This window comes from Streptomyces sp. NPDC002825 (assembly GCF_040295385.1).
Taxonomy (GTDB): domain Bacteria; phylum Actinomycetota; class Actinomycetes; order Streptomycetales; family Streptomycetaceae; genus Streptomyces.
This window is the reverse complement of record NZ_JBEOVH010000014.1, coordinates 132,706-146,452: the sequence shown is the minus strand read 5'-3', so window position 1 is coordinate 146,452 and position 13,747 is coordinate 132,706. Positions and strand designations below refer to the sequence as shown.

Sequence of the window (13,747 nt, the reverse complement as noted above, 5' to 3'; positions counted from 1 at the left end):
CCGACGGGAAATCCCGTGTTGCGAAGCTGCGGTCGAACACAAACCGCGCAGCCAGCGCTTCAGACCGCAGCTTCTCGCAGTGCCGCGAGCCGCAGCGGAACCCCGCAGCAGCACGCCAAAGGATGAGACCCGTGACCTTCAAGGCTGAGTACATCTGGATCGACGGCACCGAGCCGACCGCGAAGCTTCGCTCCAAGACGAAGATCATCGCGGGTGAGGGTCTCGCCCTCGAGGAGCTGCCGATCTGGGGCTTCGACGGTTCCAGCACCAACCAGGCCGAGGGTCACGCGTCGGACCGCGTCCTCAAGCCGGTCTTCTCCTGCCCGGACCCGATCCGCGGCGGCAACGACGTCCTGGTGCTGTGCGAGGTCCTCAACACGGACATGACCCCGCACTCCTCGAACACCCGCGCCGCGCTGGCCGAGGTCGCCGCGAAGTACGCCGCCCAGGAGTCGATCTTCGGCATCGAGCAGGAGTACACCTTCTTCGACGGCACCCGTCCGCTCGGCTTCCCGGTCAACGGCTTCCCGGCCCCGCAGGGCGGCTACTACTGCGGCGTCGGCGTGGACGAGATCCACGGCCGTCCGATCGTCGAGGCGCACCTGGAGAACTGCCTCAAGGCCGGTCTCGGCATCTCCGGCATCAACGCCGAGGTCATGCCCGGCCAGTGGGAGTTCCAGGTCGGCCCGCTGTCCCCGCTCGAGGTCTCGGACCAGCTGTGGGTCGCCCGCTGGCTGCTCTACCGCACGGCCGAGGACTTCAACGTCTCCGCGACGCTCGACCCGAAGCCGGTGAAGGGCGACTGGAACGGCGCGGGCGCGCACACCAACTTCTCCACGAAGGCGATGCGCGAGGGCTACGCCGCGATCATCACCGCGTGCGAGGCGCTCGGCGAGGGCTCGAAGCCGCTCGACCACGTCAAGAACTACGGCGCCGGCATCGACGAGCGCCTGACGGGCCTGCACGAGACCGCCCCGTGGGACGAGTACTCCTACGGCGTCTCGGACCGCGGCGCCTCGGTCCGCATCCCGTGGCAGGTCGAGCAGGACCAGAAGGGCTACATCGAGGACCGCCGCCCGAACGCGAACGTGGACCCGTACGTGGTGACCCGCCTGATCGTGGACACCTGCTGCGAGGCCCTGGCGAAGGCCGGCCAGGTCTGATCCGCACCGCTTCACGAGGGGCGCCCACCGTTTCACACGGTGGGCGCCCCTCTCGTCATGTGGGACGGATGACAGGGATTCTGGGCCCCGGAGGGTCGTCGGAGGCATTCCCTTCTGGTTCAATAGGGATATGGCCATCATGCAGAACGACACCGCGACGGGTCGCCACGACCTCGAGCCGTTCTGGCCTTCCCGGCAGCACCACGACTTCGACCGGTGCTGTCGACGCGTGAGGAACGCGTCGGCCCCCTAAAGCCCCGATCGGCACACGGTCCGATCCCGGCCTTCGGCCGCACGCGCACGACGTACGAGACCTCTCCGTCCGTTCCCCGCGCGAAAGAGCTGACCTGCCATGGCCCACACCCAGATCGCCCGCCCCCAGAGCGCTTCCCTCACGGCCGTCCGTCCCGGCCGGCACCGGCTGCGTGCCGTCGATCCCAACGAGGTCGTCGACTTCTCGCAGGTCGCCGACTTCCTGCCGCCCGGCGCCACCCTGCTGCCCGCGCCGCAGCACGCGCTGCCGACGCTGCCGGGGCGCCCGCCGATGGTCGGGTACCTCGTCCTCGTCCCGGCCGACCAGCAGCCGCACCTGCCGTCGGCCTCCGTCCCCGCCCCGGCAGCGCCCCTCGCGACCGGGGAGCAGGGGCCGGTGGCCATCGACGCCGTCCAGCGGATCGCCCTCGTCGACGGTGAGGCGCTCGACCTGACATACCTCGAATTCGAGCTGCTCGCCCATCTGGTGGCACACCCTCACCGGGTGCACACCCGCGACCAGTTGGTCACGACGGTGTGGGGGTACGGGCACGTCGGCGACGGCCGGACGGTCGACGTGCACGTGGCCCGGCTGCGCCGCAAGCTGGGCGCCGAGCACCGCCACACGATCCAGACCGTGCGGCGGGTCGGCTACAAGTACACGCCCTGATCAGGCCGTCGTACGGGACTTCACCCTGGTGATCAGCGCCAGGGTGAGGTCCGCCGTCAGGAACAGCAGCAGGCTGATCCCCAGCAGCGGTACGAACCACGCGACGGCCGCCGTCGCCGCCGCGAGCGGCAGAAGCAGTGTCACCGGAACCTTCCGCCAGGTCCCGCGCGCCACCGGGCGGCCCGGGCGGCGCAGCCACCACATGCGGTAGCCCCAGAGGATCAGCAGGATCAGGGCGAGCGCGAGGGCCGCGAGCGCCAGCTGGTTGAACAGACCCAGGAAGACGCCGGTGTGCGCGTCGATCCCTATGCGGGTGAGCTTCGCGAGCAGCGGATGGTCGTCGAAGCGCAGCCGGTCGAGGACCGTGCCGTCCGACGGGTCCAGCGCCACCGAGTCCAGCTGGACCGGGAACTGCGTGTCCGTCTCCTTGACGACGTACCCCTTGCCCTCGGCGGGCAGCACGACCGAGACCCGCGGACTGTCGATGCCGGCCGCGCGGGCCGCCGCCAGCGCCTTGTCGAGGCCGATGTCCGTGCCCTTCGGGGCCGTGCCGCCGTGGTGGCCACCGCCGTGGCCCTCGTGCTCCGAGGACGGTGCCGCCCCCGCCGACAGGGTGGGCGTGGCGCCGCCGAGACCGTCCTGGACGGCGCCGATGTTCTCACCCGCGTACCGCGACCAGGTCAGACCGGTCGCGGAGAGCAGGACCAGGCCGACCGCCGCCCAGAGGCCGACCGAGCCGTGCCAGGAGAGCGTGCGGCGACGGGACTTCGGGCCCCGCTCGGGCAGGACGAGGGCGCGGCGGTTCTTCCGGCGCCGGCCGACCCAGAGCAGTACGCCGCCGAGCGCGATCACCCACAGCCAGCTCGCGGCGAGTTCGCTGTAGTTGCGGCCGAACTCGCCGAGGTGCAGATCGCGGTGGAGCCCGTCGATCCAGGTGCGCAGCGGGAGCGCGCCGGAGCTGCCGTAGCTGGGCAGCTGTCCGCGCACCTCTCCGGTGTACGGGTCCACGAAGACGGCGAGCGAGGTGCCCTCGGGGACATCGGGGTCGGCCATCAGGACCCGGGTGGTCGCACCGGGTTCGGCGGCGGGCCAGACGGCGGTGACGGTGCCGTCCGGGTCGGCCGCGCGGGCGATGTCCACCTGCCGGGAGAGCGGCAGGGCGGCGTCGCCGACGGGGACCTCCAGCTCGTGCGCGTACACGACCTTCTCCGCCTGGAAGGAGAGCGCGTAGAGCAGACCGCTGACGGCGGCCACGAGGAGGAAGGGGGCGACGAGGACGCCGGCGTAGAAGTGGAGGCGGAGGACGAGGGGGCGGAGGGCGCTCCAGGTGCCGGGGCGGGTCGGTGACGGTGGCGCTTCGTGGGTTTCAGGGCGTGCGAGATCGTCGATCGTCATGACGGACTGTCCTTGGAGTCGTGTGCCGACAGGGGGAAGCGACCCCCGGGTCAGACGTGTGCTCCGAGGGCCGTGGCGCGGGGTGCGGACAGCCGGGGCGGGCCGCGCCGGGAGAGGGTGTGCGCGAGGACGACGGCGTGCGGGCGGCGGGCGTTGCGCCGCGCCCGGCGGCCCGGGCGGCGCGGGGGCTCCTGGACGGGGACGAGGGCGGCGCGGAGCAGGCGGAGCGGGGTGAAGGCGTAGGCGAGGGCGGCGCGGGCGAGCGCGAAGAACGCGGCTTCGCCGTGGGCGAGCCAGAGGCCGCAGAGGAGGGCGGCGAGAAGGTGGACGGCGAGCATGCCGGCACCGGAGGTGAGGGGGGTGGTGCCCATGGCCATGGCGTCCATGGCGTCCATGGCGTCCATGGCGTCCATGGCGGGCATGGCGGGCATGGCGGGCATGGCGTCCATGCCGGGCAGGGCATCCATGCCGGGCATGGTGTCCATCGCGTCCATGGCGGGCATGGCGCCCATGGCGTCCATCGCGGGGATCGCGTCCATCCCCGGCGTCGCGTGGTGCATCCCGTCCGGATGCCGGCCCGCCGTCGAGAAGACCAGGTGAAGGCCGCCCTGGAGGACCAGCAGGGCCCCCGCGATCGTGGGCGTGCCCCGGCGCCGTCCGGCCGCGGCCCAGGCGGCCGCCGTCGTCGCGGCGAACGCGCCGAGCAGCAGGGCGGGCGGAAGTTGGTGCGCGGACATGGACGAATGCCCCACAGCGGCCAGAGTCACGCATACGACCGCGAAGAGCGCGGCACGCAGGGCGCGCAGGGGCGACCGGGCATTCGTCATCGCCGCCATGGTGTCATCCCGGCCGGATGGCGGACATACCGCCCCTCGCTCCTCGTCGTTCCTCCCCTGGCGGAATCCTCCGGGAGCGGAACTCCCTGGCCGCCGCCGTCCACGCCGGGCAGGCTCGGGCCATGAAGCTTCTGATGCTCGGAGGTACGGAGTTCGTCGGCCGCGCGATCGCCGAGGGCGCGCTCGAACGGGGCTGGGAGGTGACGGTCTTCCACCGGGGCCGCCACGACGTCCCGGCGGGAGCGGCGTCGCTGATCGGGGACCGCACCGCTCCCGACGGTCTCGGCGCGCTGGCCACCGGTTCCTGGGACGTCGTCGTGGACACCTGGTCGGCCGCGCCCTCGGCGGTCAGGGACGCGGCCCGGCTGCTCGCGGAGCGGGTCGGGCGGTACGCGTACGTGTCGAGCCGCTCGGTGTACGCCTGGCCGCCGGCCGCCGGGCTCGCGGAGGACGGACCGCTGGTGGAGGGCTCCCCGGACGACGGGGAGGTGCCGTACGCGGAGGCCAAGCGGGGCGGCGAGCTGGCCGCCGTGGAGGCCTTCGGGCCCGACCGGACGCTGCTGGTGCGGGCGGGCCTGATCCTCGGCCCGTACGAGAACGTGGGCCGGCTCCCGTGGTGGCTGGGCCGGATCGCACGCGGCGGTCCGGTCCTGGCGCCGGGGCCGCGCACGCTGCCGGTCCAGTACATCGACGTCCGCGACCTCGCCGCATGGACGCTCGACGCGGTGGCGGCGGGGCTGTCGGGGCCGTACAACCTGGTGTCGCCGCCGGGGCACACCACGATGGGCGGGCTGCTCGACGCGTGCGTACGGGTGACGGGAGCCGAGACCGAACTGCGCTGGACGGAGCCGGAGGCGCTCCTCGCGGCGGGGGTGGCGCCGTGGACGGAGCTGCCGGTGTGGCTGCCGCCGGGCGAGATGTACGACGCGATGCACACGGCGGACGTCTCCCGGGCCGTCGCGACGGGTCTGCGCTGCCGGCCGGCGGAGGAGACGGTCGCGGACACCTGGGCGTGGCTGGAGTCCCTCGGCGGTGCCGCGCCGCAACGTCCCGACCGGCAGGGCGCGGGGCTCAGCCCGGAGCGGGAGGCGGAGGTCTTGGCGTCCCTGCCGAAGAGCTGACGCCGCCCCTTCTCGGGCCGGCACCTGCGCTGGGCGTCGCCCCCCCCCCCCCGTGTGGGCCGGCACCTTGGCTGGGCGTCGCCCCGCCCTCGTGTGGGGCCCGCGCCGCCGTGTGTGGCCCGCGCCCGCCTGGGCGGCGCCCCGCTGCCGTGTGGGACCCGCGCCGCCGTGTGTGGCCCGCGCCCGCCCGGGCGGCGCCCCGCTGCCGTGTGGGCAATCGTCCCGCTGGGGCGGGACGGGTGGGCACACGGGACGGCGCCCTTCAGCGGCGCCTCCGCGTTCCGCGCCCCGGCCCGCACCACCAGCGACGGTGCACGGGGTGCAGGTCCAGGCACGAAAGCCTCTGGCGCCGGCAAGGGCGCCGTTCCGTTGTGCCCACCCGTTCCGCCCCTTGCGGAACGCCTGCCCACAACGGGGTGGGCACCGCTCCGTTGCGGGTGGGCCCGCCCCGCGGAACGCGTGCCCGCAACGGGCGGGGCGCCGACCGCGGCGGGCGGCGGCGCGGAGCGCGTGCTCGGGGTGGTTTCTGCCACTACCGTCGTCACGAAACCGCACGAACCGGAGGAGTCGACGTCATGCCCGCCATCCCCGCCACCTCCGTCGCCAACCTCCGTGATCTCGGCGGTCTGCCGCTCGGTGACGGGCGTTCCGTCCGGCACGGTCTCGTCCTCCGTTCCGCGCAGCTCGACCGGCTCGACCCCGCCGAAGCCGTCGTGGCCGATCTGGGCATCCGTACCGTCGTCGACTTCCGGACCGAGACCGAGCGTGGCGACCGGCCGGACCGGCTGCCCGCCGGCGCCCGGCTGCTCGTCGCCGACGTCCTCGCCGACTACCTCGCCGGCAGCGGACTGCCGCCCGCCGCCCGCCTCAAGGCGCTCCTCGCCGACCCCGCGCTCGCCGAGGAGCACCTCGGCGGCGGCAGGGTCCGCGCCGCCTTCGCCCGGACCTACCGCACCTTCGTCTCCGGCGACTCCGCCCGCGCCTCCTACCGCGCCCTGCTCGGCGAGCTGGGCACCCCCGGTGCCGGGCCGCTGCTCTTCCACTGCTCGGCGGGCAAGGACCGTACCGGCTGGGCGGCCACGGTCGTCCTGTCGCTGCTCGGCGCCGACGAGGAGACCGTGCGGGCGGAGTACCTCTCGGTCAACCCGGCCGTACGGCTTGCCTTCGCGCCCATGATCGAGGGGTTCACCGCCCAGGGCGGCGACCCCGACCTCGCCCTCGAACTGATCGGGGTCCTGCCGGAGTACCTGGACGCGGCGCTCGACGAGGTGTCGATCCGGCACGGGTCGATGGAGAAGTACGTACGGGAAGGGCTCGGCGTCCCGGACGAGGTGGCGGACCTGATCCGCGAGCGGCTCACGGTCACGGCGGCCTGAGCCCCGCGCGCGCCGGGGCGAGGGCCGGGGTGACCATCGGAAGAATCGCTCGTTCTGCTGAACGTGAGCACCCAGGATCTCGTTCCCTCGCCCGTGGGCCCCGTCGACGTCGAGCAGGCCGAGGCGGCGCTCGTCGAGCGGTATCCGCGGCTCGTCCGCATCGCCTACCTCGTCCTGCCGCCGTCGCTCGGCCGCAACCGCCGGGTGCTGACCGCGCACGCCCTCGTCCAGCGGTCGCTGCCGCGCCGCCGGGTCCCGGGGCCCGCCGTGCCCGGGCCGCGGCGGGCCGAGGACGCGGTGGATCCCGGCTACGCGTACGTGCGGGGCGAGGTGCTGCGGCAGGCGCTGATCGCGGGGCTGCCGCTCCGGCGCCTCGCGCTGCCGCGCCGGGCGCAGTTCCCGCCGCTGCTGCCGCACGTGTGGGGGCTGCGGCTCTTCCCCCGGGTGGGCGGCGCCGACGAACTCGCCCTGGACCAGCGGCTGTCCCGGCTCTCCGGCGCCGGCCGCGCGGCGTACGTCCTCCGCGGGCTGGAACGCCAGGGCGACCCGGAGGTCCTGCGCGTTCTGGCGGCAGCGGGCGTGGAGGACCCGGCGGCGGCCCTGGCGGAGGCGGACGCCCTGGAGTCCCCCGCGCTTGAGGCACCGGACACCCCTGCCGACCCGACCGCCGCCGGGCCGAACCCCGGCGCGGATCCCTGGCAGGACGGCCCGGCACGGGTCGGCGAGCAGGGCGGCCCGGGGAGGGGCGGGGGTGGAGCCGGGGACTTCGGCAAGGCCGGGGGCTTGGACGGAGCCTCCGCCGCCCCCGGGGCCCGTCACCAGGACGGCCGCTCCGACCGGGTCGGCGAACAGGCCGGTCCCGGCAGGGCCGACGGCCGTTCCGGCGGCGGCACGGCAGGCCGGGACGCCCTCGCGGGCTCGGGCGGACGCACGCACGGCACCGGCGAAGCCGGCGGTCCTGCCGCTCCCGGCGGCACCGCCGGAAGCGGCCACACCGAACGGGCCGACGGGCACCGGGGCCCGGGAGACGGCGGCCGGGCCGACGGCGGCCGAGGACCCATGGGCCCCGGTCGGGCCCAAAGGCCCGGACGCCCAGACGGCCCCGCGAGTGCCGCGGGCACCGGCTCCCCCGACGCCGAAAGCCCCGGCCGCGCCGCAGGCTCCGCGCCCGCCGGCCCCCCGGCTCCCCCCGGGGCCGGAGGCCACGGGCCCGCGAGTCTCCCCCGCCGTCTCAGTGGTGCCGCTCTGCTCGAGTCCGACGAGTTCGACCCGTGTGCCCTGCAGGCCCGGCCCACCGATCTCATGCGGCGTCGCCAGCACGCCCGGGCCGCTCTCGTCGCGCTCGTCGCGCTCGTCGTCTGCGGGACCTTGCTCGGGCTGCCCGGCGACGGCTGGGGCAGAAACGGTGCTGCTGCGCCCTCGTACGCCCGTAATCCCGCCGCCGAGGCCGCCCTCGACCCCGGTGCGGTCAAGAAGGCGGACCCCGGCGCCTGGCCGGCGGCCACTCGGCAGGACTTCTCCGTGTGGCCCGCGCGCGGTGGGCTGACCGGCGACAGCGCGCTGCTGCGGCGGGCGCTCGCCGTGTGGGCCCGGCCCGGCGGGTCCGTACGGTCGTCGGCCACGCCCGGGACTCCCGTCGGGCCTCCCATGGGGCCGCCGCAGCTGCTGTTCGCCGGCCGGGTCGACGCCATGCGGGTCGTGCTCTTCCACGACGGGCTGCGGGCCGTCCGGTACGCCGAGCCCGTCGAGGGCACGGCCGGTGCCGCCCTGGACTTCGCGCGCACGGACGCGGCCGACACCGTCGGCGCGGCCGCGCTCGTCGTGTCCCGCGCGTCGGGCAACGTCCGCTATCTGATGGCCCCTTGGGTACGGGAGACCGCCGTACGGGATCTCCTCGCGCCCGGCGAGGGCCCTCGGCCGCTCGTGCGGGACGCCGCCGGGGTGACCGATCCCGTACCCGGTCCCGCGCAGGCCGGTGGCTGCACCCGGTGGAACTCCCTGCAGATCCGCGACGGTTCGGGCGTGCGGCTGCTCACCGACCTCGGCGAGCTGGCGCCCGCCCGGCTGCTGTGGGGACCGCCCTCCGCGGCCTCGGACGCGACGGGGGCGGAGGCCCGGAAGGTCTGGGCCCGGACCGCGTGCCAGCTGACGGCGGTACGGGCGCACGGCGTGCGGTCGGTGAACGCCTGGCGGTTCGCCCGGCAGCCGCTGCCCGAGGGCGCCGGGCAGGCCACCTGGGTGTGCACGCGCGCGGAGACCTGGCGGGGCACGGGAAGCCGGGTCCTCGCCCAGTTCCTGGTCCCCGCGCCCGAGGTCCCGGCCGCGCTCGCGGCCCGCTCCGAGGGCTCGCCGGCCTGCGGGGTGCGGGATCCCCGGGTCCTCGCGGGCGTGCTGTGGAAGGCGCCGGGCGGCGACTGGTTCGTCCTGGCGGCGGGCAGTCCGGACTTCACGTCCCTGGAGACCTCGGGCGGGGTGAAGGGGCGTTCGGACGGTCCGCTGCTGGCGGTACGGGCCGGGGCGGGCGCGCGGGCCGATCTGGACGGCACCCTGCCGGACGGGACGCGGAGGGCCGCCCTCCGCTGACGGGGGCGGCTCAAAAAGACCCGGCACAAGCCTGTTGCCACCGCCCTACCCCTCAGTACATTGACGTCATGTCTAATACGCAGCCTGCACCGGTGGCGTCGGAGCACGTCGAGCTCAAGGCCCGCAAGGTCTCCTTCGACTGGGAGGAGACACCGCTCCACTGGGTACCGGGCGACCCCTTCACCACGCACACCATCAACGTGCTGCACCTGCTGCTCCCGGCCGGCGAACGCTGGTTCGTCCACGTCTACAAGCAGGCGCTGCCGTACATCACCGACGACCGGCTGCGCGAGGACGTCATCGGCTTCATCGGCCAGGAGGCCATTCACTCCCAGGCCCACGACGACGTCCTCCCCCACCTGCGGAAGCTGGGCCTCGACCCCACCCCGTACACCGCGCAGGTCGACTGGTTCTTCGAGAAGCTCCTCGGGGACCGCACCCTGCCGCCCGGCCGGCCCCGCCGCTGGTGGCTGATGGAACGGGTCGCGCTGATCGCCGCCATCGAGCACTACACCGCCTTCCTCGGCGACTGGGTGCTCAACGCCGACGAGCTCGACCGGGTCGGCGCCGACCCCACCATGCTGGACCTGCTGCGCTGGCACGGCGCCGAGGAGGTGGAGCACCGCGCGGTCGCCTTCGAGCTCTTCATGCACCTCGACGGCGGCTACCGGCGCCGCGCCCGCACCTGGGCGCTCGCCTTCTCCGCGCTCGTCTTCCTCTGGCAGCGCGGCATCCGCTTCTTCATGGAGAACGACCCGAGCCTGCTCGACCCCAAGGCCTCGTTCGCGGACTTCGTCCGCAAGGGACGGCAGGGCCTGCTGCCCTCCACCCCCGCCATGGTCCGCTCCATACCCCGCTACCTCAGCCGCGCCTACCACCCCTCCCAGGAGGGGAACACCGCGCAGGCCATGGCCTACCTGGCCGCCTCCCCCGGCGCCAACGGAGGCCGCTGATGCCCCGGTTCACCACCGTCGCCCTCGTCGCCGGAGCCGCGCTGCTCGTCCGCCGCGCGGTCCGCAGCCGCATGTCCACCGCCCCGCTCTGGCCGATGCCCGCCCTCGACACGCCCGTCTCCGGGTACGGCCGCGGCAGCACCGTCCCGCGCAAGGTCCTCGTCACCGGCCGGGCCACACCCGCCGAGGGCGTCGTCGAGCTGCGCCTGGAGGGCGACGGGCTGCCCGCCTGGCAGCCGGGCGCCCACGTCGACCTCGTCCTGCCCTCCGGGCTCGTCCGGCAGTACTCGCTCTGCGGCGACCCGGGCGACACGGACGCGTACACCGTCGCCACCCGCCTCATCGAGGACGGGCAGGGCGGCTCGCGCGAGGTGCACGAGCAGCTGCACGAGGGCGTGGAGATCGAGATCCGGGGGCCCCGCAACCGCTTCCCGCTCGTCGACTCCCCCGCGTACGTCTTCGTCGCCGGCGGCATCGGCATCACCCCGGTCCTGCCCATGGTGCGCGCCGCCGAGGCGGCGGGGGCGGACTGGCGGCTCGTGTACTGCGGGCGGAGCCGGGCCACCATGCCCTATCTGGAGGAGATCGAGGCGCTCGGCGGCGACCGCGTCACCGTCGTCGCCGAGGACGCATCCGGCTTCCCCGAGCTCGGGTTCCTCGCGCACGTGCCCGCCGAGACCCTCGTGTACTGCTGCGGGCCCGACGGCCTGATGGACGCCGTGAGCGCGTCCATGCCCGAGGGCCGGGCGCCGCGTCTGGAGCGCTTCACCGCTGCCGCGACCACCGGCACGGCCTTCGAGGTCGAACTGCGCCGCTCCGGGCGCACGTTGACCGTGGCGGCCGACCAGTCGCTCCTGTCGGCGGTCCGCAAGGAGCTGCCGGGCATCACGTACTCCTGCCGGCAGGGCTTCTGCGGGACCTGCCAACAGCGGGTCTTGGAGGGCGAGGTCGACCACCGGGACGAGCTGCTCACCGATGCCGAGCGGGCCGGCTCGATGCTGATCTGCGTCTCGCGCTGCGCGGGGAAGCGGCTCGTCCTGGACCTCTGACGACGGCTACGGCAGGACCAGCCAGTCCAGGGCCAGCGCGGTGAGGAGGCCGCCGACCAGGAGCCAGGTGCCGAGTCGGGTGCGGCCGTTGCGGGAGAGCTCGATCACGATTCCGCAGAGGATCATGGCGAGTCCGTACACGCCGACGACCAGGACGGACGTGCGGCTCGCGAGCCGGATGACGAGCACCACGGCCAGGGCGACGAGGAGCACGGACGCGGCGGCGACGCGCAGTCGCCGCGCCTGCTTGGGGCTGAGCCCGGAGGCAGGGGCCTCGGAATCGTCCGACGCGTCGACGTCGTCCGTCTCATGTGTCTCGTCCGGCGCGTCCGACTCCTCGGGCTCCCCGGACTTCCTGGACTCCGCGGACTCCTTGGCCTCCCCGGACTCCTCGGCCTCCCCGGACTCCTCGGTCTTCTCGCGGACTTCGGGGGACTCGGGGGTTTCCCGGGCCTCTTCGGCGTCCCGGGGCTCTTCGGCCTCGGGGGCCACGGCCGTCGGGGTGTCCTGGTCGGAAGCGCTCATGGGGCAGGAGCGTAACGGACGCGGTTAGGCTGTTCGTATGACGACCGGGGTACGCCGCAGGATGGGCGTCGAGGAGCGCAAGCAGCAGCTGATCGGGGTGGCCCTCGAACTCTTCGGCCACCGCTCTCCCGACGAGGTCTCCATCGACGAGATCGCCGCGGCCGCGGGCATCTCGCGGCCGCTGGTCTACCACTACTTCCCCGGCAAGCAGAGCCTCTACGAGGCGGCGCTGCGGCGGGCGGCCGACGAGCTCGCGGCCCGGTTCGTGGAGCCGCCGCGCGGGCCGCTCGGGGCGCGGCTGCTGCGGGTGATGGGCCGCTTCTTCGACTTCGTGGACGAGCACGGGCCCGGCTTCGCGGCGCTGATGCGCGGCGGTCCCGCGGTCGGCTCGTCGACGACGAACGCGATGATCGACGAGGTCCGGCAGGCCGCGTACGAGCAGATCCTGGCCCATCTGGACGTCGACAAGCCCTCCGCCCGGCTCGAACTCGTCGTCCGTTCCTGGGTGTCGCTCGCCGAGTCCACGGCGCTGCTCTGGCTGGACGGCCGCCGGGTCCCGCGCGCGGAGCTGGAGCTCCAGCTCGTGCACGACTTCGCGGCGCTGGCCGCGGTGAGCGCCGCGTACGACACGGACATGGCGGAGATCCTGGTCCGGATCCTCGCGGACGAGCCCGCCGACGGGCCCTTCGGGGACCTCGTGGCCAGGCTCGCGGCGCTCGCGCCCCGCGTGCCCGATCAGCGCTTGCGGTAGGACCCGTCGAGGTCGTGGACCTCGACGGAGAGGTGGACCCCCTCGTCCGCCTTGAGGTAGCCGGGCAGCAGGGCGAGGACGGCCTCCGCGAGCCGCGCCTTGGCCTCGTCCGTACGGCCGGCCAGCAGCGCGATGTCGACGTGCACGATGTGGTCGTCGGCCGCTCCGTCGCCGACGACCAGCTCCTCGACCTCCCGGAACCGGGTCTTGCACGCGTCGAGCGAGGCGTCGACCGTCTCCACGACGATCGGGTGCAGGGCGAGTGCGAAGCCGCGCCGGTCGAGGGGCGCGGAGTAGTCGACGGTGATCTGCGGCATGGGGTCACTCCCGGTGAAACGAATGTCTGGCCACACCTTTACGGTGATCGCCATGACGGCACAAGTGACCTTCCGGCAGGCGGACGAGCGGGATCTGGACCTTCTGGTGGGGTTGTTCGACGGGGTGGCGCGCTGGATGGTGCGCAGCGGGATCGACCAGTGGAAGCCGGGGGCCCGCGGGCCCGAGCACTTCCGCGCGCGGATCGCCGAGGGCGAGGTCTGGATCGCCGAGCGGGCGGGGCGGGCCGTGGGGGCGTACGAGCTGTGGTGGGAGGACCGGGACGTCTGGGGGCCGCAGCCGCCGGTGGCCGGCTACGTGCACCGGCTGATGACCGACCGGGAGACGGCACCGGCGGGTACGGGGCGGGTGCTGCTGACGCACGCGGAGGAACGGATCGCGGGGGCGGGGCGGGGGCTTGCGCGGCTGGACTGCGAGGTGGGGAACGCGGTGCTGGGGGCGTATTACGAGGGGGCGGGGTACGTGAGTGTGGGGGCGGACCTGGAGAAGGTGGGGGCGGAGGGGCGGAGGTACGCGGTGCGGCGGCTGGAGAAGGCGCTGGCCTGAGGGCCCCGCGCCCGCGCCGGGCGGTGCCCCGCTGCCGTGTGGGCCCGCGCCCGCTGCCGTGTGGGCCCGCGCCCGCTGCCGTGTGGGCCCGCGCCCGCTGCCGTGTGGGCAATCGTCCCGCAGGGCGGGACGGGTGGGCACACGGGACGGCGCCCTCCAGCGGCGCCTCCGCCTTACGCGCCTGGACCCGC

General features: G+C 74.5%; 13 protein-coding genes. 9 read left to right on the top strand and 4 right to left on the bottom strand.

Translation table 11 applies throughout. The features are described 5' to 3' along the window. Positions 1-131 precede the first annotated feature (131 nt). Together glnII and ABT041_RS19915 are read left to right on the top strand one after the other, a co-directional pair. Positions 132-1,163 carry a glutamine synthetase gene (gene glnII / locus ABT041_RS19920; protein ID WP_351186144.1) on the top strand — a complete coding sequence of 344 codons (1,032 nt, stop codon included), beginning with the start codon at positions 132-134 and terminating at the stop codon, positions 1,161-1,163. Positions 1,164-1,515: 352 nt separating this feature from the next. After that, positions 1,516-2,085, top strand: a complete 570-nt coding sequence (locus ABT041_RS19915; protein ID WP_351186142.1) for a winged helix-turn-helix domain-containing protein — start codon at positions 1,516-1,518, stop codon at positions 2,083-2,085. On the opposite strand, the gene ABT041_RS19910 is transcribed toward ABT041_RS19915, so the two are convergent. Further along, positions 2,086-3,480: a PepSY-associated TM helix domain-containing protein gene (locus ABT041_RS19910; RefSeq protein WP_351186140.1), complete on the bottom strand. Its 1,395-nt coding sequence runs from the start codon at positions 3,478-3,480 to the stop codon at positions 2,086-2,088. A gap of 50 nt (positions 3,481-3,530) precedes the next feature. Then, complete coding sequence (locus ABT041_RS19905) at positions 3,531-4,307, bottom strand: hypothetical protein (protein WP_351186138.1); 777 nt, start codon at positions 4,305-4,307, stop codon at positions 3,531-3,533. Positions 4,308-4,438: 131 nt separating this feature from the next. Between ABT041_RS19905 and ABT041_RS19900 the strand changes: the two genes are divergently transcribed. From ABT041_RS19900 to ABT041_RS19880, 5 genes are all read left to right on the top strand, one after another. Then, complete coding sequence (locus ABT041_RS19900; RefSeq protein WP_351186136.1) at positions 4,439-5,437, top strand: NAD-dependent epimerase/dehydratase family protein; 999 nt, start codon at positions 4,439-4,441, stop codon at positions 5,435-5,437. A 575-nt stretch (positions 5,438-6,012) separates the two neighbouring features. Further along, positions 6,013-6,813: a tyrosine-protein phosphatase gene (locus ABT041_RS19895; protein ID WP_351186134.1), complete on the top strand. Its 801-nt coding sequence runs from the start codon at positions 6,013-6,015 to the stop codon at positions 6,811-6,813. 63 nt (positions 6,814-6,876) lie between these two features. Continuing rightward, positions 6,877-9,396, top strand: coding sequence for a hypothetical protein (locus ABT041_RS19890; protein ID WP_351186132.1), 2,520 nt, complete (start codon positions 6,877-6,879; stop codon positions 9,394-9,396). Between the two features lie 68 nt (positions 9,397-9,464). Next, complete coding sequence (locus ABT041_RS19885; protein WP_351186130.1) at positions 9,465-10,349, top strand: metal-dependent hydrolase; 885 nt, start codon at positions 9,465-9,467, stop codon at positions 10,347-10,349. Beyond that, entirely contained in the window at positions 10,349-11,398 is a 1,050-nt protein-coding gene (locus tag ABT041_RS19880; protein ID WP_351186128.1) for a PDR/VanB family oxidoreductase, read from the top strand. Before ABT041_RS19885 ends, ABT041_RS19880 begins: the two co-directional genes overlap by 1 nt. 6 nt (positions 11,399-11,404) lie before the next feature. Here ABT041_RS19880 and ABT041_RS19875 read toward each other — a convergent pair whose 3' ends face one another. Then, on the bottom strand, positions 11,405-11,923 hold the full coding sequence (locus ABT041_RS19875) for a hypothetical protein (RefSeq protein WP_351186126.1): 519 nt from the start codon (positions 11,921-11,923) through the stop codon (positions 11,405-11,407). A gap of 37 nt (positions 11,924-11,960) precedes the next feature. Between ABT041_RS19875 and ABT041_RS19870 the strand changes: the two genes are divergently transcribed. Further along, complete coding sequence (locus ABT041_RS19870) at positions 11,961-12,674, top strand: TetR/AcrR family transcriptional regulator (RefSeq protein WP_351186124.1); 714 nt, start codon at positions 11,961-11,963, stop codon at positions 12,672-12,674. Here ABT041_RS19870 and ABT041_RS19865 read toward each other — a convergent pair. Continuing rightward, positions 12,659-12,991, bottom strand: coding sequence for a 5-carboxymethyl-2-hydroxymuconate Delta-isomerase (locus tag ABT041_RS19865; RefSeq protein WP_351186122.1), 333 nt, complete (start codon positions 12,989-12,991; stop codon positions 12,659-12,661). The genes ABT041_RS19870 and ABT041_RS19865 overlap by 16 nt on opposite strands. Before the next feature lie 52 nt (positions 12,992-13,043). On the opposite strand from ABT041_RS19865, the gene ABT041_RS19860 reads away from it, so the two are divergent. Beyond that, positions 13,044-13,556, top strand: coding sequence for a GNAT family N-acetyltransferase (locus tag ABT041_RS19860; RefSeq protein WP_351186120.1), 513 nt, complete (start codon positions 13,044-13,046; stop codon positions 13,554-13,556). Positions 13,557-13,747: the final 191 nt, after the last annotated feature.